The organism is Rhodococcus sp. USK10 (assembly GCF_019378875.1).
Taxonomy (GTDB): domain Bacteria; phylum Actinomycetota; class Actinomycetes; order Mycobacteriales; family Mycobacteriaceae; genus Rhodococcus_F; species Rhodococcus_F pseudokoreensis.
In genome coordinates this window covers 1,360,790-1,381,601 of the sequence record NZ_CP076048.1, presented here as the reverse complement: position 1 = coordinate 1,381,601, position 20,812 = coordinate 1,360,790, and the positions used below count along the sequence as shown (strand labels likewise).

Sequence of the window (20,812 nt, the reverse complement as noted above, 5' to 3'; positions counted from 1 at the left end):
GTGATCAGGCTCCCGGAATGGAGGAACGGTCGACCATCTCGACGGTGACGCGCTCGCCCGTCTCCAGTGACTGCACGCCGGCCGCGCACACGGCGGCGGCGGCGTAGCCGTCCCACGCGCCGGGGCCGTCGACGTAGTTACCCGTCTCCGCGCCCGTGCGGACGGCGTTCACCCACCGCTGGATCTCGACGTCGTACGCCTGGCCGAAGCGTTCCTTGAACGACGGGGTGATCTCTCCGCCGTACATGCCGGCACCCGAGCGGCCGGTTCCCGCGCCGGTGCCGTACTTGCGGACCAGTCCGACGTCGAGGCCGATGAACGCCGAACCCTTCTCGGCGACGATCTCGGTGCGCACCTCGTAGGCGACACCGGTGGTCACGAACAGTTCGACGTCGACGTGACGACCGGACTCGGTGCTGAAGAACGCGATCTGCGGGTCCTGAAGTCCCTCGGGCGCACCGGGGTTCGCGGCGGGCTTGAGGACGTGGACCGACGTGATCTCTTCGTCGAACAGGAAGCGGGTGACGTCGACCTCGTGGACCAGCGAGTCCTTGACGATCATCGAGCTGTCGAAGCTCGGCGGCACCACCGGGTTGCGGTGCACGCAGTGGGCGAGGAGCACCCGCCCGAACACGTCGTCGTCGATGAGGGCCTTCAGCTGCTCGTACTCGTGGTCGAAGCGCCGCATGAAGCCGACCTGGATCAGTTTCTTGCCGAGTTCGGCTTCGGCCTTGACGATCTCGAGGGACGTGGCGACGTCGGTGGTCAGCGGCTTCTCACACATCACCGGCTTGCCGTGCTCGAGGCAGGCCAGGAGCTGCTTTTCGTGTGTCGGACCGGGGGTGGCCAGGACGACCGCGTCGACACCGGGGTCGGCGATCGCGTCGAGCGGGTCGTTGACCACGCGGCAACCGGGGATTCCGGCCGCGATCTCCTCGGCCTTCTCGGTGAAGTAGTCGTTGACGACGGCGACGGTCGCACCCTTGATGCGGTCGGTGATCCGCGCGACGTGGTCGGCGCCCATCATTCCGACACCCAGGACGGCGATACGCAGGTCGTTGCTCTCGGACATAGCTGACTAGCTCCTGACGTGGTCGGTTAGACGAACTTGACGGACGGGATTCCGCAGGATCCCAGGTACTTGCGGGTGCGCTGGGCGATCGGGAGCGGCACGTCCACGGCGCAGGGGTAGAGATCCTGCTCGACGATCGCGAACACGTCGATGTCGAGCTTCTCGATCGCGGCGAGCAGCGGCGGCAGGTCGGGGATGCCGAGCGGGGGTTCGATCATCGCGCCGAGCTTGACGGCCTCGCCGAACGGCAGGTCCTCGGCCTCGACCTTGGCGCGGACCTCGGGGTCGACCTGCTTGAGGTGCAGGTAGCCGATCCGTTCGGGGGCCCGCTCGATGACCGCGAGGTTGTCGCCGCCGCAGTAGCTGATGTGGCCGGTGTCGAGGCAGAGGTTCACGAATTCGCTGTCGGTGCCGTCGAGGAAGCGGTAGACGTTCTCCTCGGTGTCGACGTGGCTGTCGGCGTGTGGGTGGTACTGCGCCTTCACGCCGTACTGCTCGAACATCTTCTTGCCCAGCTCGTTCATGCCGCCGGTCTTCTTCTTCCACTGCTCCGCGGTGAGGTTGCGGTCCTCGAGCACCTCGCCGGTGCCCGGGTCGCGCCACATCTCCGGGATCACGACCACGTGCTTGCCTCCGACGGCGGCGGTCAGCTTCGCGACGTCCTCGATCTGGGTCCACACGGCATCCCAGGAATCGTCCTGGTGCAGGTGCTCGAAGACGGTGCCTGCCGACAGCTTCAGATTGTGGGCGGCCAGTTCGTCGCGGAGTTGCTGCGGGTCGGTGGGCAGGTAGCCGTACGGCCCCAGCTCGATCCACTCGTAACCGGATGCGGACACCTCGTCGAGGAACCGGCCGTACGGGGTCTGCTGCGGGTCTTCCGGGAACCACACGCCCCAGGAGTCGGGGGCCGATCCGACGCGAATGACGCTCATCGGGAAATCCTTTCGAAAGTTCTGCTGGGGGCGGGTCAGTTGCCGGACGGGCGGAGGAACGGACGCTGGATCTTCTTCCACTGCGCGTACGTCTCGTACGCGTTCTGCGTGGACTCGAGGGTGCTGGTCGAGCTGACCGGCACGTCCCACCAGGATTCGCTGTCCGGGGCGGCGATCCGGGGGTCCGTCTCGACGTGGATGACGGTGGTCTTGTCGCTCGCCTTCGCCACCTTGACGGCGTCGGCGAACTCGGCGGCCGTGTTCGCGCGGATCACGTCGGCGCCGAGGCTCGCCGCGTTGACCGCCAGATCGACGGGCAGGATGTCGCCGTCGAGCCGGCCGGAGTCGCCCCGGTAACGGTAGTCGGTGCCGAAACGCTGGGAGCCGAGCGACTCCGACAGCGATCCGATGGACGCGAAACCGTGATTCTGCACGAGGACCACGATGACCTTGACGTTCTCCTGCACGGCCGTGACGAGTTCGGTGGCCATCATCAGGTAGGAGCCGTCGCCGACCATGATGAACACGTCGCGGTCGGGGCACGCCATCTTGGCGCCGATGCCGCCGGCGACCTCGTAGCCCATGCAGGAGAAGCCGTACTCGACGTGGTAACCCTTCGAGTCCCGGGTGCGCCACAGCTTGTGCAGGTCGCCGGGCATCGAACCGGCGGCGCACACCACCACGTCGCGCGGGTCCGACAGTGTGTTGGCGAGACCGATGACCTGGTTCTGGTTCAGGCCGAGCGAGTCGTCGTCGATCTTGTAGACCGAGTCGACGGTGGACTCCCAGTGCGCGGCGAGTTCTGCAGTGCGCGAACGGTACTCGTCGGAAACCCGGTAGTCGCCCAGTGCCTCGGCGAGGGCCTCGAGTGTCTCGCGGGCATCCGCGACGACGCTGACGCCGCCCTGCTTCACCGAGTCGATCGACGCCACGTTGATGTTGACGAACCGCACGTCGGGGTTGTTGAACGCGGTGCGCGACGCCGTGGTGAAGTCGCTGTAGCGCGTGCCGATGCCGATGATCACGTCGGCCTCGGTGGCGAGCGCGTTGGCCGCGGTCGTGCCCGTCGAGCCGATCGCCCCGACCGACTGCGGGTGGTCGTACGGCAGCGAACCCTTGCCGGCCTGACTCTGGCCGACCGGAATGCCGGTCGACTCGACGAACGAGGCCAGCGCCGCGGTGGCGCCGGAGTAGATGAGGCCACCACCCGCGACGATCAGGGGCTTCTTCGCCGACCGGATGACGTCCGCGGCCCGCGCGATCGCCGACTTCTCGGGGAGCGGCCGGGCGACGTGCCACGTGCGCTCGGCGAACATCGACTCGGGCCAGTCGAACGCCTCCGCCTGCACGTCCTGCGGGATGGCGACGGTGGCCGCGCCCGTCTCGACAGGGTCGGTGAGCACGCGCATCGCGCCGAGCAGCGCCGACGGCAACTGCTCGGGCCGCCAGACGCGGTCGAAGTAGCGCGACAGCGGCTTGAATGCGTCGTTGACGGTGACGTCCCCACTCGACGGCAGTTCGAGTTCCTGCAGGACCGGTGCGCTCGCGCGGGTGGCGAACGTGTCGGCGGGCAGCAGCAGGACGGGCAGCCGGTTGATGGTGGCGAGCGCCGCGCCGGTCAGCATGTTGGTCGAGCCGGGGCCGACGCTGGCAGACACGGCCCAGGTCTGCAGGCGATCCTTCTGGCGTGCGTACGCGACCGCGCTGTGCACCATCGCCTGCTCGTTACGGCCGAGGACGTACGGCAGTTCCGGTTCGGTGCCGGCCTCGACGGCGTCGATCTCGGCCTGCAGCAGCGCCTGACCGAGGCCGGCGACGTTGCCGTGACCGAAGATGCCGAAGCAGCCGGCGAAGAACTTGGTGCGTTCGCCGTCCCGCTCGACGTACTGGCCGGCGAGGAATCGGATGGTCGCCTGAGCCACCGTGAGGTGGACGGTGCCCTCGGCGTTGGGGTTCTTGCTCGCCGACATCGGCGCGGTGGACACCACGGTCATGCTCCTTCGGACGGTGCGTGGAGGGGGAGGCGGGGATCGACGGTCTGGTGTTCCCAGCTGCCGCGCAGCCAGGTGTGTGCCGGGTCGTCGCAGATGTTCCAGGAACGTTCTTCGCCCGGTCCGGCCATCACGTTCAGGTAGTACATGTGATGTCCGGGGGCGGCGATCGACGGTCCGTGGTAGCCGTGCGGGACGAGGACCACGTCGCCGGATCGCACTTCCTCGAGCACCTCGATGGGCCGCTCGGGAGTACCGTACACACGATGGTAGCCGAATCCGGTGCCGCCGAAATCCACTGCTGTGTCGCCGGCTTCGGCGATCTCGAAGTAGTAGATCTCCTCGAGCTGGGATTCGACGTCGCTGTTCTCGTCGTGCTTGTGGCTCGGGTACGACGACCAGTTGCCGCCGGGAGTGATGACCTCGCACGCGATGATCGAGTCGGCCTCGAACCGGTCGGCGGTGCCGAAGTTGTGCACCTGCCGGCTGCAGTTGCCCGCGCCGCGCAGTTCGACGGACACGTCCGCGGCCGGAACGTACCGGAACGGGAACTTCTGCCGGGCGCGGGCGCCGCACAGTGCGAAACGACCACCGGTCGCGCTCGCCACCGCGTAGGCGGAGTCCCGTCCCACGTAGGCGAAGTCGCTCGGCCCGTCGAACACGGACCGGCGCCCGGTGAGCGCGAACTCGGTGCCCTCACTCGACACCGACGCCGACCCGGCCAGCGGCACGACGATGATCTCGTCGTCGCCGGTGGTGAGTTCGGCCGACCCGCCGGGTGCCAGGGTGAGCACCCGGAGGCTCGATTCCGTCCAGCCCGCCGACTCGGGGGTCACCTCGAGGTCGAACGGCCCGGTGGCCGCGGAACCGACCGGAACGTAGTACTTGCTGTTCATCGTGGGCCTCTCCGGCGTGCGTCAGTGAACGAGGGATACGGCGGTGTCGACCGCGGCGGCGACGTCCTCGTCCCGCGGGTACAGCAGGGTGCGTCCGACGATCAGGCCGCGGACCGACGGCAGTGCGAGGGCCTTCGCCCAGCTCGCGAACGTCTCCTCGGGGGCCGTCTGCGGGTCGCCGCCGAGCAGCAGCGTGGGAAGCGTCGTCGCGTCCATGACGCGTTCCATCTCGTCGACCACCGGAAGCTTCATCCAGGTGTAGGCGGACGTGGAGCCCAGGCCCTGGCTGATGTGGATGGACTTGATCACGGCGTCGGCGCTGAGATCGTTCTTGACCTTGCCGTCGACACGGCGCGACAGGAACGGTTCCACCATGGCCATCAGTCCGGCCGCGGCCAGCGAATCGACGGCCTCGGCGCAGGCGGTGAGGGTGGAGAGGGTGCCCGGATCGTCGAGGTCGATGCGGCACAGCATCTTTCCGCCGTTCATGCCGGCCTTCGCGGTGCCCGCCGCGGTGTAGCCCGTCATCCGGTCGTCGAGTTCGAAGCTGGCGCCTGCGAGGCCGCCGCGGTTCATCGACGAGATGACCACCTTGTCGTCGAGTGCGCCGAGCAGCACCAGATCGTCGAGGATGTCGGCGGTGGCGAGCACGCCGTCCACGCCGGGATTGCGCAGCGCGGTGCGGAGGCGGTCGAGGAGGTCGGTGCGACTGTTCATCGCGGTCGGACGGTCGCCGACCGACAGTGCGCCGCGGGCGGGGTGGTCGGCGGCGACGATCATGAGCCGGCCGTTACCGCGCACCGTGGGCCGGGCGACGCGGGTCGCCCAGGCGCGGTCGATGGCGGCCGGATCACTGGCGCGTACCTCGGTGACGTCGGCGTAGGACGCGCAGACTGCGCGGTGAGCGAGAGTTTCAGACATTGACAGCCTCCGAAGCGGTGGATTCGGCGAGCTCACGGACCTCGTCGGCCGTCGGCATCGCGGTGGAGCATTCGAGCCGGGAAGCGACGATCGCCCCCGCGGCGTTGGCGTAACGCAGGATCTTCTCGAGCGGCCACCCGGCGAGCAGGCCGTGGCACAGCGACCCGCCGAAGCTGTCGCCGGCGCCGAGGCCGTTGACGACGTCGACCTCGTTGGGCGGCACCGTGATGGACTGCGTGCGGGTCTTGCCGAGCACACCCTTGGGGCCCTGCTTGACGATGGCCAGTTCGACGCCGAGGTCGAGCAGCGCATCGGCGGCCTTGTGTGCGTTGGTCTCGCCGACTGCGATCTCGCACTCCTCGCGGTTGCCGACCGCGACGGTGACATGCTGGAGGGCACGCTGCACCTGCGCGGTGGCGTCGGCGGGGGAGGACCAGAACATCGGGCGGTAGTCGAGGTCGAGAACGGTGTGGCTGCGACGTCCGCGAGCCTCCCATGCGGCGAAATGTGCACTGCGGCTAGGCTCTTCGGACAGTCCGGTGACGGTCGACCAGTACAGTTTGGCGTCGCGGACCGCGTCGAGGTCGAGGTCTGCGGGCTTCACCTGCAGGTCCGGGGCGACCGGCTTGCGGTAGAAGTACAGCGGGAAGTCGTCCGGCGGGAAGATCTCGCAGAACGTGACGGGGGTCGGGTGGTCGGTGTCGATGCCGACGTACCGGTTGTCGACGCCGAGGTCGGTGAGTGCGGTGCGGACGTAGCGTCCGAACGGATCGTTGCCGACGCCCGAGATGAGGGCGCTGCGGCAGCCGAGGCGGGCGGCGGCGACGGCGACGTTGGCGGCGCTTCCGCCGAGGAACTTTCCGAACGTCTCGACGTGCTCGAGTCCGACTCCGGTCTGCAATGGGTAGATGTCCACACCGCAGCGCCCGATGGCGAGGACGTCCAATCCGTTCCGGTTGGGTTGCGTCTGGTTGGTGGTCAAGGCTGACTCCCGAATAGGTCGTTGTGGGTGGTCTGCGCAGGGCGCCGAGGTCTGGTTGAAACTGTGCTCCACATCACCGGCTCCTGTCAAGACTTTGTCCTGACATTATTACTTGAAGTCAATCTGGTGTTAGTGTTCGCATACACTGCCGGAAAGATCGGCGGCGGCGGACGTCGCCACGCGCACGAGGATCGGAGTTGTCCGTGGGTGCACCACTCGCAGTCGAGCTCGACAGATCGAGCCCGGTTCCGCTGTATTTCCAGCTCGCGCAGACGATCGAGAACGCGATCATCGGCGGGGAACTCGCGCCCGGCGACCGCTTCGAGAACGAACTGGCGCTCGCCAAACGTCTGAACCTGTCGCGCCCGACCACGCGCCGGGCCATCCAGGAACTCGTCGACAAGGGATTGCTCGTCCGCAAACGCGGTGTCGGCACGCAGGTCGTGCAGAGCGCCGTGCACCGGCCGGTCGAGCTCACCAGTCTGTTCGACGACCTCGCCCGCGCAGGGCAGAGTCCGACCACCAAGCTCCTCGACTATCAGGTCGCCGTGCCTGCCGAGGACGTGGCCGCCGAACTCAACCTGCAACCCGGCAGCGAGGTCGCGTCCATCCGGCGCCTCCGCAGCACCAACGGCGAACCACTCGCGCTGATGACCAACCACATCCCGGTGGATCTCGCGCCGGACCCCGACGAACTCGAGGCGCACGGCCTCTACCACGCACTCCGCGCCCGCGGCGTGCACATTCGCCTCGCACGGCAACGCATCGGCGCGAAAGCGGCGAGCAAGGCGGAGGCGTCACTCCTCGACGAGAAGACCGGGGCGCCGCTGCTCACGATGAACCGGACCGCGTTCGACGACTCGGGAAGCGCCGTCGAGTTCGGCAGCCACTGCTACCGGGCGTCGCGGTACTACTTCGACACCACCGTTGTCGATCGTTAGGACGGGGCGCGCGACGTCGTTCCCCCGGGGAATGGCCCTGCTGGTGGCGGGCGCCCTCTTCATGGAGATTCTCGACGCCACCATCATCGCCCCCGCCGTCCCGCTGATCGCCGACTCCTTCGGCGTCGACCCCGTCGACGTCAACATCGCGATCTCCGCCTACCTGGTCACGGTCGCAGTCCTCATCCCGGCGAGCGGGTGGGTGGCCGACCGGTTCGGGACCCGCCGGGTGTTCGTGGCCGCCATCACCGTGTTCACCCTGGCGTCCATCGGGTGCGCCGCGAGCGTGTCGTTGCCGATGCTCGTCGCGATGCGGGTGCTGCAGGGAGTCGGCGGCGCCATGATGGTGCCGGTCGGACGGCTCGCGGTGCTGCGGTCGAGCACGAAGGGCGATCTCGTCCGCGCGATAGCCCTGCTCACGTGGCCCGCGCTCGCCGCGCCCGTCATCGCGCCCCTGCTCGGCGGCGCGATCGCCACGGTGGGCTCGTGGCGGTGGATCTTCGTCATCAACATTCCCATCGGCCTCCTCGGAATCCTGCTGTCGCTGAAGCTGGTTCACGGGGCCGGCTCGCGGTCGGCGAGGAGGCTGGACTGGAGGGGCCTGCTCGGGGTCGGAACGGGAATCGCGGCGGCCCTGATCGCGCTGGAAAGCATCCGCGTGACGGGCACCGACTGGCGGCGGGTCGCGCTCGGGGGAGTGGTCGCGGTCGTCCTGCTGGTCGCGTCCGCTGTCCATCTCGTCCGCACTCCGCACCCGCTCGTCGACGTCCGCGTGCTGCGTGTCCGGACGCTGCGGACCACCGTCACCGGGGGTTCGCTCTACCGCCTGATCGTGACGGCCGTGCCGTTCCTGCTGCCACTGCAGTTCCAACTCGGCTTCGGCTGGACGCCGTTTCTCGCGGGTCTGCTCGTCGCCGCGCTGTTCGCAGGCAACATCGCGATCAAACCCTTCACGACGCCGCTGATGCGGCGCTTCGGCATCAGGCCGATGCTGCTGGTGAACGCGCTGCTGTCGGTGGGCTGCTTCGGGTTGCTCGCCGCACTGAATTCGTCGACCCCGATGCCCGTCATCGCGGCGGTCCTCTTCGTGAGCGGAGCCCTGCGTTCGGTCGGATTCACCGCGTACAACAGTCTCGCGTTCTCCGACGTCGATCGCGCCGACCTCACGCACGCGAACACTCTCAACGCCGCGGTGCAGGAACTGGCAGCCGGCCTCGGGATCGCACTCGCGGCTCTCGCGCTCACCGCGTTCACGCCGCTGGCGACGTCGTCCGAGCACGGGTTCGGTTCCGAATATTCTTGGACCTTCGTCCTTTTGGGCGTGCTGATGCTCGGCACGGTGGTCGACACGCTGCGTCTGCCGCGCGACGCCGGGGCATCGGTCACGCGCTGAGCGCGTCTCCTTCTTTCGGCATTTCCGCTCGATTTCCGGGCCGGCAGCGGTGACACGCGCGCCCGCGCATTTGATATGTGGTCCTAATGTCCAGACAAACTATTGACTTTCGGGTGTGACGCGTATTACATCTAAGGCACACGGCCAAGACGTCAACGAGCCGTTCGTCCCCCCGAGAGGAAAACCAGATGAACTTCCCCAATCGGCGTCGCGTGGCAGTGCTGGCCTGCGCGAGTGCCCTGGTGATGAGCCTCGCGGCGTGCTCGAGCACCGGCGGCAAGCCGGACAGCAGCGGCTCCGGGATCGGCGCGGGCAGCGCCGACACCCCGCGCATCACGATCGCGATGGTCACCCACGCGGCGCCGGGTGACACGTTCTGGGACCTGATCCGCACCGGTGCGCAGGATGCCGCCGACAAGGACAATGTCGAACTGAAGTACTCCTCCGATCCGCAGGCTCCCAACCAGGCCAACCTCGTGCAGACGGCGATCGACTCCAAGGTCGACGGCCTCGCACTCACCCTCGCCACCCCCGAAGCGATGGCGCCCGCAGTCAAGAGCGCGCAGGACGCGGGTATCCCGATTTCGGCGTTCAACGCCGGATACGGCGCCTGGAAGGACATGGGCGTCACCCAGTACTTCGGGCAGGACGAGACCATCGCCGGCCAGGCGGCGGGCAACCGGCTGAACGACGACGGCGCCAAGCACGTCGTCTGCGTCATTCAGCAGCAGGGCCAGATCCAGCTCGAATCCCGTTGCGCCGGAGCCAAGCAGACGTTCCGCGGCACGTTCGAGACGCTCAACGTCAACGGCGAGGACATGCCGTCGGTGAACTCCACGATCGCCGCCAAGCTCCAACAGGACCCGTCCATCGACGGTGTGCTCGCGCTCGGCGCGCCGATCGCCCTCACCGCCGTGCAGTCGGTCGGTAACGCGGGCAGCCCCGCCAAGGTTTTCACGTTCGACACCAACGCCGCGCTCGTCGACGCCATCTCCGACGGCAGCGTGCAGTGGGCCATCGACCAGCAGCCGTACCTGCAGGGCTACCTGGCGATCGATTCGCTGTGGCTCTACCTGAACAACGGCAACGTCATCGGCGGCGGCGGGCCGACACTGACCGGGCCGTCGTTCATCGACAAGACCAACATCGACAAGGTCGCCGAGTACGCCAAGGCCGGCACCCGCTGATCGGCGGTCGATTCACATGACAGGACACACGATCCGGACCCCGGTGGGTCCATCTCTCGCACACACAATCACCGTCACCATCGACCCGGTCGCAGGACCGGCCGGCACCGCACAACGCTGAGATCCACCGGCGCGGAGAGGAAATCATGTCCACACAGCAAGATCTGGACCTTGCCAGTCACAAGGTCGTCCACGACGAACGGGTGAAGGAACAAAAACGCCTGCAGCGGCTGCTGGTCCGCCCCGAGATCGGGTCCCTGTTCGGTGCGATCGCGATCTTCGTCTTCTTCATGATCGTCGCACCCCCGTTCCGCAGCCCCGAGGCGCTGGCCACCGTCCTGTACGCCTCCTCGACGATCGGGATCATGGCCTGCGCCGTCGCACTGCTGATGATCGGCGGCGAATTCGACCTCTCCGCCGGCGTCGCGGTCACCACCAGTTCCCTCGCCGCGTCGATGATCGCCTACAACCTGCACCTGAACCTGTGGGTCGGCGCCGCCCTCGCCCTGATCGTGTCCCTCGCGGTCGGGTTCTTCAACGGCTACCTGGTGATGAAGACGAAGATCCCCAGCTTCCTGATCACCCTGAGCTCGTTCCTGATGCTCACCGGCATCAACCTGGCGGTCACCAAACTCGTCACCGGGCAGGTCGCCACCCCCAGCGTCTCCGACATGCAGGGCTTCGACTCCGCGAAGAAGGTGTTCGCGTCCTCGTTCGTCATCGGCGGGGTGTCCGTCCGGATCACCGTGATCTGGTGGCTGCTGTTCACCGCGATCGCCACCTGGGTGCTGTTCAAGACCCGGATCGGGAACTGGATCTTCGCCGTCGGCGGCAACCAGGACTCCGCCCGCGCCATCGGCGTCCCGGTCACCAGGGTCAAGATCGGGTTGTTCATGACCGTCGGGTTCGCCGCCTGGTTCGTCGGCATGCACCTGCTGTTCTCGTTCAACACCGTCCAATCCGGCCAGGGTATCGGCAACGAGTTCCTCTACATCATCGCCGCGGTCATCGGCGGCTGCCTGCTCACCGGCGGCTACGGCACCGCGATCGGCGCCGCGATCGGCGCGTTCATCTTCGGCATGACGAACCAGGGCATCGTCTACGCCGGCTGGAACCCGGACTGGTTCAAGTTCTTCCTCGGCGCGATGCTGCTGTTCGCGGTCATCGCCAACAATGCCTTCCGCAACTACGCCGCCAAGAGGTGACCCGTATGAGTACCATCGAACAGATGCCCGTCGATACCGAACCCGGTGGTGGCGACAAGATCCCGCTGATCGAACTCAAACACGTCGGCAAACAGTACGGCAACATCATCGCCCTGCAGGACATCAACCTGCGCGTGAAAGCGGGGGAGGTCACCGGTGTCCTCGGCGACAACGGCGCCGGCAAGTCCACCCTGATCAAGATCATGGCCGGGCTGCACCAGCAGAGCGAGGGCGAGCTGCTCGTCGACGGTGAAGCCCTCACCTTCGGCTCCCCGAAGGAGGCCCTGTCCAAGGGCATCGCCACCGTCTACCAGGACCTGGCGGTGGTGTCGCTGATGCCGGTGTGGCGCAACTTCTTCCTCGGCCAGGAACTGCGCAAGGGACCGCTCAAGACCCTCGACGCGAACGGTATGCGCGCCACCACGATGTCCGAGTTGTCGAAGATGGGCATCGAGCTGCCCGACGTCGACGCCCCCATCGGCTCACTCTCCGGCGGGCAGCGCCAGTGCGTGGCGATCGCCCGGGCGATCTTCTTCGGCGCCCGCGTCCTGATCCTCGACGAGCCCACCGCCGCCCTCGGTGTCAAACAGTCCGGGATGGTGCTGCGCTACATCTCCGCCGCCAAGGAACAGGGCTTCGGGGTCGTGTTCATCACCCACAACCCGCACCACGCCTACATGGTCGGTGACCACTTCGTGCTCCTCAATCGCGGCCGGCAGAAGCTGGACTGCACCTACGACGAGATCAGCCTCGAAGAACTCACCCAGCAAATGGCCGGCGGCGACGAACTCGAAGCACTCACCCACGAACTCCGGCGCTAGGAACTGACACGACGATGCGCCCGGCACACGTGCCGGGCGCATCGTTCGTTTCCGAGTGGATCAGACCTTCGCGTTCGCTTTCGTCTTCGTGAGCGCGACGTCCTCCTTGTCGAGGTCGAGCAGCGGGGTGCGGGAGTTCTCCTTGGCGGTGGAGGCGGACGCCGCGGCGATGAGCGCGCAGACGGCGGTGAAGATCGCCACCGGCACCCAGTTCTTGGGGTCGCCGCCGCGGAGGGCCTGGGCGATGGTCGGTGCGAATCCGGCGAGAGCGAAACCGAGCTGAGTGCCGATCGCCATGCCGGAGTAGCGAACCCGTGAGGAGAACATCTCGGCGTAGAACGCGGGCCAGATGGCGTTGGTCCCGGCGTAGACGCCACCCATCAGCAGGATGCCCGCCAGGAAGATCATCGTGACGTTGCCGGTGCCGATCGCGGCGAAGTACAGGAAGATTCCGGCGGCCGAACCGATCGCGCCGCCGATGAACACCGGCTTGCGGCCGATGCGGTCGGACAGGATGCCGAACAGCGGCTGCGAGACGAGGGCCACCGCGTTGGCGGCGATCGCGACCCACAGCATGGTGGTGCGGCTCATCCCGATCTCCGGGGTGGTGGCGTATGCGAGGCCGAACACGGAGAACACGGTGCTGACGACGGCGATGAAGGCGCAGAAGACGACGCGCAGAACGTCGCGCCAGTGCGTGCGGAAGAGGTCGACGACGGGCAGCGGCGCAGGCGCCTCGTCCAGCGCCTCCTTGTTGGCGATGAAGATCTCGGGCTCTTCGAGCTTGCGACGCACGATGTACGCGACGACGAGGACGAGCAGGCTGCACCAGAACGGCACGCGCCAGCCCCAGCTGTAGAGGGTCTCGTCGGGCAGTGCGGCGACGGGGATGAACGCGAGGCTCGCGACGATGAAGCCGGCCTGGGTGCCGGTGAGCGTCCAGCTGCAGAAGAAGCCGCGACGGTGAGCGGGGGAGTGCTCGAGGGTGAGGGAACCCGCACCCGACTGCTCGCCCGCCGCGGAGACGCCCTGGCAGATGCGCAGGAGCACCAGCAGCACGGGGCCGACCATCCCGGCAGTCTCGGAGGACGGCAGGCAGCCGATCAGGAACGTGACGACGCCCATCAGCACCAGACAGAACATCATCACCTTCTTTCGCCCTGCCCGGTCGCCGAAGTGTCCGACGAACACGGCACCGATGGGACGCGCGATGTAGGAGATGCCGAACGTCGCCAGCGACAGCAGCAGCGGGTTCTTCGAGCCCTCGAAGAACACGTGCGGGAACACCAGCGCGGCAGCCGAGGCGAAGATGTAGAAGTCGTAGTACTCGAGCAGGCTGCCGAAGAAGGCGGCCTTCGCGGCCTTCTTCGCGTTGGTGGGATCAGCGTTGGGGTCGACGGAGGAGCGGCCGTTGCCGTCACCGTTCCGACCGGAGGCGCCGGTGCCGTAGTCGATGGTCATCGATACTCCTGGGGAGCGAGGGATGTGAACACTGGCGGCTCGAATGAGCAGGTGTTCGTAGGTCGTACAAGCAAGGTAACCCAGGTCACAGGCTCGCGTCAATAATGGTCGAAATGGTTAGTTCATACTTTCCCGGGCTGCTGCAGGTAGGCCAGGACGACGTCGCCGATCATCGCGCGCAGGTGGGGACGGTTCTCCGCGCCGGTGAGATCCCAGTCGAACAGGGCCTTGAACGTGTACCGATTCGCCACCCGGAAGACGCAGTACGAGCTGATGAGCATGTGGATGTCGAGCGCCGTCGTGTCGGTGCGGAAGATGCCCGCGTCCTGCCCTCGCTGGAGGATCCGATCGAGCGTGCGGATCGCCGGCGCCTGCGTCTCGGGGAGGCCCTCGGCCTGGACGAGGTTGACCCCGCGATTGGTGTTTTCGATCGCGACGAGGCGGATGAAATCGGGGTGCGCCTCATGATGGTCGAACGTCAGCTCGGCGAGCGCCCGGATGGCCTCGGCCGGCTCGAGGTGGTCGACGTCGAGTTGGGACTCCTCGTAGCGAATCTCCTCGTAGGCGCGCTGCAGGACCGCCCGGTACAGGCCGTCCTTGTCGCCGAAGTAGTAGTAGAGCATCCGCTTCGTGGTGGCGGTCTTCGCTGCGATCTCGTCGATGCGGGCCCCGGTCAGGCCCTTGTCGGCGAATTCCGTCATCGCCACCTTCAGGATGTTCTCCCGGGTCTTCTCTGGATTGCGCGTGCGCTTGGCTGCCTGCTTCTCGGCGGATGCGCCCGTGGTCTCGCTTCGTGTCATTCCTGAAACTCCTGCCTGTGCTGTCTTCCGCGCGGTATGGAGATATGCTACCGTGACATAACTCACTAGATAGTTAATTAGTTCTCGCACCCCTCCCGGAAGTGATCCTCATGACCTCTCGTGACCTCGATGCCCCCACCGCCCGCCCGTCCTACCTGTGCGGTCTGATCGGCACCGGGATCTCGAAATCGCTGACCCCGCCGCTGCACGAGGCAGAGGGTCGCGCGCAGGGTCTCGGGTACGTCTACCGGATTCTCGACCTCGACACGCTGGGCGTAGGCGTCGAGGGACTGCCGCGGCTCCTCGACGCCGCCAAGCTCCTCGGATTCAACGGGCTCAACATCACGCATCCCTGCAAGCAGGCGATCATTCCGCTGCTCGACGACCTGTCCGACGACGCCCGTAAACTCGGCGCGGTCAACACGGTCCACATCGACGGCGGGCGCCTGATCGGCCACAACACCGACTGGTCCGGATTCGCGCGCAACATGGACGAGGGCCTCGAAGGCGCGCCGATGAACCGTGTCGTGCAACTCGGGGCGGGCGGGGCCGGGGCGGCCGTCGCCTACGCCGCCCTCACCCGGGGCGTCGGACACTTCACGATCATCGACGCCGACGCCACGCGCTCGACGGCTCTGCGCGACTCGCTCGCCGCACTGTTCCCGGACCGGGAGATCGAGGCCGGTGACCTCGCCGCCGTCCCCGCCGCGGTCGGAGCGGCCCAGGGTCTCATCCACGCGACGCCGATCGGCATGGCGGCCCACCCCGGCATGGCACTCGACGGCGCACTGCTGCGCCCCGACCTGTGGGTCGCGGACGTCGTCTACCGTCCGGCCGAAACCGAACTCCTCCGCCGCGCCCGTGAAATCGGCGCCCGGACGCTGAGCGGAATCGGCATGACCATCGGTCAGGCCGTCGACTCCTTCCGGATCTTCACCGGCCTCGAACCGGACGCCCAGCGGATGCGTGAGTACATGGGTCTGCTGCTGGAAGCGGAGGACGCCGCCGCGCTCGCGGGCGCGTAAGAGCCCCGCCTGCCGCCGTGGCGCAGACTGTCACGGTGAGGTTATTGCTGCTCGCCGACACTCATGTCCCGAAACGGGCGCGAGACCTGCCCGCCCGGGTGTGGGACGAGGTCGACCGCGCCGACGTGGTGATCCACGCCGGCGACTGGGTCGACCTCCCCACATTCGAGGCGCTGCGGTCGCGCTCGGCGCGGCTCGTGGCGTGCTGGGGCAACAACGACGGCGACGACCTGCGCGCCCTGATGCCGGAGCGGGCCGACGTGACCTTGGCCGGAGTGCGCATCACCGTCGTGCACGAGACCGGGGCTTCGGCGGGCAGGGAGAAACGGATGTCGGCCGCCTACCCGGACACCGACGTCCTGGTCTTCGGACACAGCCACATTCCCTGGGACACCACCACGGAAACCGGTCTGCGACTGCTGAACCCGGGATCGCCGACCGATCGGCGGCGTCAGCCGTACTGCACGTACCTGACCGCCACCGTGCGCGACGGGGAACTCGGCGACGTGGAGTTGCACCGGTTGTGACCGGTCCCGGACGCACATCGACGAGCAGGCCCGGAGCCTGCCCGCCGATGTGCGTGCGCTGAAGGCCGCCGAATCAGACCCGCTCGAACACCGCGGCCAGGCCCTGGCCGCCGCCGATGCACATCGTCTCCAGTCCGTACCGGGACTCGCGACGGTCCATTTCCCGCAGGAGGGTGGCGAGGATGCGACCGCCGGTGGCTCCGACGGGGTGCCCGAGCGAGATGCCGGACCCGTTGGGGTTGAGGCGTGCGTCGGTGGGGTCGAGGTCCCAGCTGCGGAGGACGGCGAGCGTCTGCGCGGCGAAGGCCTCGTTCAGTTCGATGACACCCATGTCGGACAGCGACAGTCCGAGCTGACCGAGGGCCTTCTCCGTCGCGGGCACCGGGCCGATGCCCATCGTGCGCGGCGGGACCCCGGCCACGGCCCACGACGCCATCCGGGCGAGGGGCTTCAGTCCCAGTTCCTTCGCCTTCTCGGCTGTCGTCACGATGCACACGGCGGCGCCGTCGTTCTGTCCGCTGGCGTTGCCGGCGGTGACGGTGGAGGCGGAGTCGATCTTGGAGCGGATGGCGCGGAGCTTCGACAGCGACTCCACCGTGGTGTCGGCGCGCGGGTGCTCGTCCTTGTCGATCACGAGCGGGTCCGACTTGCGTTGCGGCACCGTCACTCCGACGATCTCCTCGGCGAAGCGGCCCGACTCCTGCGCGGCGACGGCACGCTGGTGCGACTGCACGGCGAGCGCGTCCTGGTCTTCCCGGCTGATGTCGAATTCGGCGCGCAGGTTCTCGGCGGTCTCGATCATGCCGCCGGGCACGGGGAAGTTCGCGCCGCCCGCGGTGACGCGGGCGCGGGCGAGCCGGTCGGCAAGTTGCACCCCTTCGCCCTTCACGCCCCAGCGGATGTTCGGGTTGGTGTAGAACTCGGCCTGGCTCATGGATTCGGCGCCGCCGGCGAGCACGAGGTCGTTGCCGCCGGACGCCACCTGCAGCACGGCGGTGATGACGGCCTGCAGACCGGATCCGCAGCGGCGATCCACCTGCATGCCCGGGACGTCGATGCCGAGTCCGGCGTCGAGAGCGGCGATTCGGCCGATGGCCGGGGCCTCTCCGCCTGGGGACGCCTGACCGAGGATGACGTCGTCGATCTGGCTGCCGTCGATGCCGGTGCGTTCGACGAGCGCCGTGATGACGGTGGCGGCGAGGCTCTGGGGAGTGATGTCCTTGAACACTCCGCCGAACCGCCCGACCGGCGTCCGGAGGGGCTCGCAGATGACGACGTCACGCATGAAAAGGCCTTTCGTGAAGATTCCTCGCCCCCGTCAACGGTTGACGGTGGCGAGGTCCTGTTCGATGTCGGTTGCGGTGACCCGCAGCGACGGGATGAGATCGGAATGCAGATCCTCGAGGCTGTACCGCGCGGCCGGAGTGGAGATGTTCACCGCGGCGACGGTGAGCCCGGAGGCGCCCCGGATCGGTGCGGCCATCGACCGCAGGCCCGCCTCGAGTTCCTGGTCGAGAACGCAGATGCCGTCCGCCCGGACCGCGAGAATCGCGGCCTTCAGGTCGTCGCGGGCCGTGATCGTGCGCTCGGTGAGGCGCTGGATGTCGAGTTTCTCGAGGTACGTGTCGAGTTCGTCGTCGGGCAGTCCCGCCAGCAGGACGCGGCCCATCGACGTCGCGTACGCCGGGAGCCGGGTGCCGATGGTGATGCCCACCGTCATGATCCGGCTGACGGGCACGCGGGCGACGTACACGATGTCGGCGCCGTCGAGGATTGACACCGACGACGACTCGTGGACCTTGTGGCTCAACTTCTCGAGGTGCGGCTGAGCGACCTCCGGAAGCGACAGACTCGACAGGTAGCTGTACCCGAGTTCGAGGACCCGCGGCGTGAGCCAGAACGCGGAACCGTCCGTGGCCACGTAGCCGAGTTCGACGAGGGTGAGCAGGAACCGGCGCGCGGTGGCGCGGGTCAGGTCGGTGGCGCGGGCGACGTCGCTGAGCGTGCGCCGCTGATTCTGGTGATCGAAGCAGCGGATCACGGCCAGGCCCCGGGCCAGCGACTGCACGTAGTCGGGGGACGGGAGGATCTTCTCCGTCGGTTCGGTGGCTGTCATGTCTGCGAATCCTCCACTGTCGACTCGGCGGCCAGGTCGGCGAGGGCCTGCTTGCCGAGGGCGAACCCGAGATTGCTGTTGGGCACTCCCGCGTAGACGGCGGTATGGAGGAGCACTTCGCCGATGGTGTCGGCGTCGACGCCCGCGCGGAGGGCGGCCCGGATGTGCATGTCGAGTTCGTGCTCGTTGCCGACCGCGGTGAGGACGGCGATCGTGAGCAGCCGGCGCAGTTCGTGGTCCAGCCCGGGACGCGACCAGATGTCGCCCCACGCGGTGCGGGTGATGAAGTCCTGGAACGGTGCCGTGAATTCGGTGGTCCCCGCGACGGAGCGGTCCATGTGGGCGTCGCCGAGCACCGAGCGGCGCACGGTCATGCCCTGGGCATGCGCGGCGCGTCGTCCGCGCGCGTACCCGCCGCCGGCGATGTGTTCGCGCAGCAGCGCCGTGACGGCGCCCGCCTGCTCGAGGTTCGCGACGTGGGCGGCGGGGGAGAGCACCTCGAACCGGGCGCCGGTGATGCCGTCCGCGAGGACCTGCATGACCGACGGCGGGGTGGACGGATCCTCCTCGCCCGCGATCACCAGTGTCGGTGCGCTGATCCGGGCGAGGTCGGCGGTGAAGTCCCAGTCGGCGAGGGCGTCGCAGCACGCGGCGTATCCCTCGGGCGACGTCGACGCGATCATGTCGCGGTAGTGCCGGACGAATTCGGGGTCCCGCTTGGCCAGGCCCTCACTGAACCAGCGTGCGACGACGGCATCGGCGAGCGACTCGGGGCCGTCGGCGCGCGACGCGGCGGCCCGTTCGATCCATCCCTGCGGTTCGCCGAACTTCGCGGCGGTGCACAGCAGCGACAGCGACAGCACCCGCCGCGGGGTGTTCGCGCCGAGCCACTGGGCGATCGCGCCGCCCATGGACAGTCCGACGAAGTGGGCGGCGTCGACTCCGAGGGAGTCGAGCAGGGCGAGAACGTCCTCGGACAGTTCGCGGACGGAGTACGGCCCGTCCGGTGCGGGCGACTCGCCGTGGCCCCGCTGATCGACGGCGACGACCCGGCATTCGTCGGACAGCGCCGCGATCTGCGGGTCCCACATGGACCGGTTGGAGCCGAGCGATCCGAGCAGGACGACGACGGGGGCGTCGGCCGCGCCGCTGCGGGGTCCGGAGATTTCGTGTGCGAGTGCGACTGTCATCGCGTTCCTTCCCGGCCGCGGGCCACTGTCTCCAGTGCGCGGTCGACGATGTCGTGGGCGTGGCCGAGGTACCCGGCAGGGTCGAGCAGGGCGCGGATCTCGTCCGCAGGCAGGTATTCGAGGAGCCCCGGATCCTCGTCGAGACGGTGCCCGCTCCGGCAGGCGGCGGTGACGAGGTCCCGCGCGTTGTCGGTGTGGGCGGACAGGGCTCCGGTGACCCGTTCCGCGAGGAGCAGGCCGCCGGTGATGTCGAGGTTGCGGGCCATCGCGTCGGGGTGGACGTTCAGTCCGCCGAGCGAGTCGGCGATCCGCGCGACGGCGCCACCGGTGAGGCGCAGCAGGTCCGTGAGCGTTTCCCACTCGGCATGCCAGGCGCCGGCGGCGCGCTGCTGCTCGTGATCCATCGAGCCGAGGATCGTCGCGACAAGTCCCGGGGTGCGGCGGGCCGCGGCGCGGGCGGCGATCGCGGCCACCGGATTGCGTTTGTGCGGCATGGCCGAAGAACCGCCGGGCGACCCTTCGCTGACCTCGGCGACCTCGGTGGACGACAGGAACACGAGGTCGGTGGCGATCTTCGACACCGCGCCCGCGGCCGTTCCGAGCGCCGACGCGAGCAGCGCGATGCGGGTGCGGTCGGTGTGCCAGGGCACGTCCTGGCGTGCGAGTCCGAGTTCGTCGGCGAGCACGTCGGCGACGTCGAGGCCGTGCGGGTAGAGCGCGGCGGACGTGCCGGCCGCGCCGCCCAATTGCACGGGAAGGCCGTCGAGTGCGTCGAACAGTGCGCGAGAAGCCCTGTGCAGTGCGGTCATCCACCCGGCGGCGAGGACGCCGAACGTGGTGGGCAAGGCCTGCTGGCCGAGGGTGCGGCCGGCGATCGGGGTGCCGCGCTGGGCCCGCGCGAGGGCCTCGGCGCACAGCACCGCCTCGTCGAGGGACGCCAGGACGTGCGCGCCCGACCGGCGGCACAGCAGCATCAGGGCCGTATCGAGAATGTCCTGACTCGTGGCGCCCTTGTGCACGTGGCCTCCGGGCACCCCGGCCTCGGTGGCCGCGACCTCGCTGCGGAGCAGTTTCACCAGCGGGATCACCGGATTGCCACCCGCGGCCGACGCGTCGCCGAGGGCCCCGACGTTCACGGAGCCGTCGGCGACGATGCGCGCGAACACGGAGGAGATCGCGTCGGCGGACGCGGCGGGGATGACGCCGCACTTCGCCTCCGCCCGGGCCAGTGCCCCCTCGACCTCGACCATCGCGGTGACCCACGCCCGGTCGGAGAGCAGCGCCGACAACTCGCCGGCACCGAACGTCGGATCGAACAGGGCACCCCGGGAGGTCTCCGGAGAGTTCACACG

19 protein-coding genes are annotated in these 20,812 nt (G+C 68.2%); 7 read left to right on the top strand and 12 right to left on the bottom strand.

The annotated features are described in order from the left end of the window. Positions 1-4 precede the first annotated feature (4 nt). Genes I1A62_RS13345 through iolC form a run of 6 tightly spaced genes read right to left on the bottom strand, consistent with a single transcriptional unit; the run spans position 5 to position 6,794 of the window. A complete protein-coding gene (locus I1A62_RS13345; protein WP_219458869.1) occupies positions 5-1,072 on the bottom strand; it encodes a Gfo/Idh/MocA family protein in 1,068 nt (355 codons plus the stop codon). A 26-nt stretch (positions 1,073-1,098) separates the two neighbouring features. Continuing rightward, positions 1,099-2,004, bottom strand: coding sequence for a sugar phosphate isomerase/epimerase (locus I1A62_RS13340; protein ID WP_219458868.1), 906 nt, complete (start codon positions 2,002-2,004; stop codon positions 1,099-1,101). A 35-nt stretch (positions 2,005-2,039) separates the two neighbouring features. After that, entirely contained in the window at positions 2,040-3,998 is a 1,959-nt protein-coding gene (iolD, locus tag I1A62_RS13335; RefSeq protein ID WP_219458867.1) for a 3D-(3,5/4)-trihydroxycyclohexane-1,2-dione acylhydrolase (decyclizing), read from the bottom strand. Then, positions 3,995-4,891 (bottom strand): 5-deoxy-glucuronate isomerase, encoded by an 897-nt coding sequence (iolB, locus tag I1A62_RS13330; RefSeq protein WP_124391179.1) that lies wholly within the window; start codon positions 4,889-4,891, stop codon positions 3,995-3,997. Before iolB ends, iolD begins: the two co-directional genes overlap by 4 nt. A 21-nt stretch (positions 4,892-4,912) precedes the next feature. Then, positions 4,913-5,812 carry an aldolase gene (locus tag I1A62_RS13325; protein WP_124391180.1) on the bottom strand — a complete coding sequence of 300 codons (900 nt, stop codon included), beginning with the start codon at positions 5,810-5,812 and terminating at the stop codon, positions 4,913-4,915. After that, on the bottom strand, positions 5,805-6,794 hold the full coding sequence (gene iolC / locus I1A62_RS13320) for a 5-dehydro-2-deoxygluconokinase (protein ID WP_072947096.1): 990 nt from the start codon (positions 6,792-6,794) through the stop codon (positions 5,805-5,807). The genes I1A62_RS13325 and iolC overlap by 8 nt, the downstream gene beginning before the upstream one ends. A gap of 203 nt (positions 6,795-6,997) precedes the next feature. On the opposite strand from iolC, the gene I1A62_RS13315 reads away from it, so the two are divergent. The 5 genes from I1A62_RS13315 to I1A62_RS13295 all read left to right on the top strand — a co-directional run bounded on the left by I1A62_RS13315 (position 6,998) and on the right by I1A62_RS13295 (position 12,341). Next, entirely contained in the window at positions 6,998-7,735 is a 738-nt protein-coding gene (locus tag I1A62_RS13315) for a GntR family transcriptional regulator (RefSeq protein WP_072947097.1), read from the top strand. A gap of 31 nt (positions 7,736-7,766) precedes the next feature. After that, positions 7,767-9,128 carry an MFS transporter gene (locus I1A62_RS13310; protein ID WP_219461188.1) on the top strand — a complete coding sequence of 454 codons (1,362 nt, stop codon included), beginning with the start codon at positions 7,767-7,769 and terminating at the stop codon, positions 9,126-9,128. 188 nt (positions 9,129-9,316) lie between these two features. Beyond that, complete coding sequence (locus tag I1A62_RS13305) at positions 9,317-10,315, top strand: substrate-binding domain-containing protein (RefSeq protein WP_095865150.1); 999 nt, start codon at positions 9,317-9,319, stop codon at positions 10,313-10,315. Between the two features lie 146 nt (positions 10,316-10,461). Further along, positions 10,462-11,520 carry an ABC transporter permease gene (locus I1A62_RS13300; RefSeq protein ID WP_219458866.1) on the top strand — a complete coding sequence of 353 codons (1,059 nt, stop codon included), beginning with the start codon at positions 10,462-10,464 and terminating at the stop codon, positions 11,518-11,520. 5 nt (positions 11,521-11,525) lie between these two features. Continuing rightward, positions 11,526-12,341 (top strand): ATP-binding cassette domain-containing protein, encoded by an 816-nt coding sequence (locus I1A62_RS13295; RefSeq protein WP_095863878.1) that lies wholly within the window; start codon positions 11,526-11,528, stop codon positions 12,339-12,341. A 60-nt stretch (positions 12,342-12,401) separates the two neighbouring features. On the opposite strand, the gene I1A62_RS13290 is transcribed toward I1A62_RS13295, so the two are convergent. Together I1A62_RS13290 and I1A62_RS13285 are read right to left on the bottom strand one after the other, a co-directional pair. Beyond that, on the bottom strand, positions 12,402-13,802 hold the full coding sequence (locus I1A62_RS13290) for an MFS transporter (protein ID WP_219458865.1): 1,401 nt from the start codon (positions 13,800-13,802) through the stop codon (positions 12,402-12,404). 122 nt (positions 13,803-13,924) lie between these two features. Beyond that, on the bottom strand, positions 13,925-14,602 hold the full coding sequence (locus tag I1A62_RS13285) for a TetR family transcriptional regulator (protein WP_124391186.1): 678 nt from the start codon (positions 14,600-14,602) through the stop codon (positions 13,925-13,927). Positions 14,603-14,712: 110 nt separating this feature from the next. Between I1A62_RS13285 and I1A62_RS13280 the strand changes: the two genes are divergently transcribed. Further along, complete coding sequence (locus I1A62_RS13280) at positions 14,713-15,627, top strand: shikimate dehydrogenase (RefSeq protein ID WP_124391187.1); 915 nt, start codon at positions 14,713-14,715, stop codon at positions 15,625-15,627. A gap of 35 nt (positions 15,628-15,662) precedes the next feature. Then, positions 15,663-16,154 carry a metallophosphoesterase gene (locus I1A62_RS13275; protein WP_124391188.1) on the top strand — a complete coding sequence of 164 codons (492 nt, stop codon included), beginning with the start codon at positions 15,663-15,665 and terminating at the stop codon, positions 16,152-16,154. 73 nt (positions 16,155-16,227) lie between these two features. Here I1A62_RS13275 and I1A62_RS13270 read toward each other — a convergent pair whose 3' ends face one another. From I1A62_RS13270 to pcaB, 4 genes are read right to left on the bottom strand one after another with little or no spacing between them, the layout of a single operon-like run. After that, positions 16,228-17,439 carry an acetyl-CoA C-acetyltransferase gene (locus I1A62_RS13270; protein WP_219458864.1) on the bottom strand — a complete coding sequence of 404 codons (1,212 nt, stop codon included), beginning with the start codon at positions 17,437-17,439 and terminating at the stop codon, positions 16,228-16,230. Between the two features lie 33 nt (positions 17,440-17,472). After that, positions 17,473-18,270: an IclR family transcriptional regulator gene (locus tag I1A62_RS13265; RefSeq protein WP_124391190.1), complete on the bottom strand. Its 798-nt coding sequence runs from the start codon at positions 18,268-18,270 to the stop codon at positions 17,473-17,475. After that, positions 18,267-19,460, bottom strand: coding sequence for a 3-oxoadipate enol-lactonase (gene pcaD, locus I1A62_RS13260; RefSeq protein WP_219458863.1), 1,194 nt, complete (start codon positions 19,458-19,460; stop codon positions 18,267-18,269). Before pcaD ends, I1A62_RS13265 begins: the two co-directional genes overlap by 4 nt. Next, positions 19,457-20,809, bottom strand: coding sequence for a 3-carboxy-cis,cis-muconate cycloisomerase (gene pcaB / locus I1A62_RS13255; protein WP_219458862.1), 1,353 nt, complete (start codon positions 20,807-20,809; stop codon positions 19,457-19,459). The genes pcaD and pcaB overlap by 4 nt, the downstream gene beginning before the upstream one ends. Positions 20,810-20,812 lie beyond the last annotated feature (3 nt).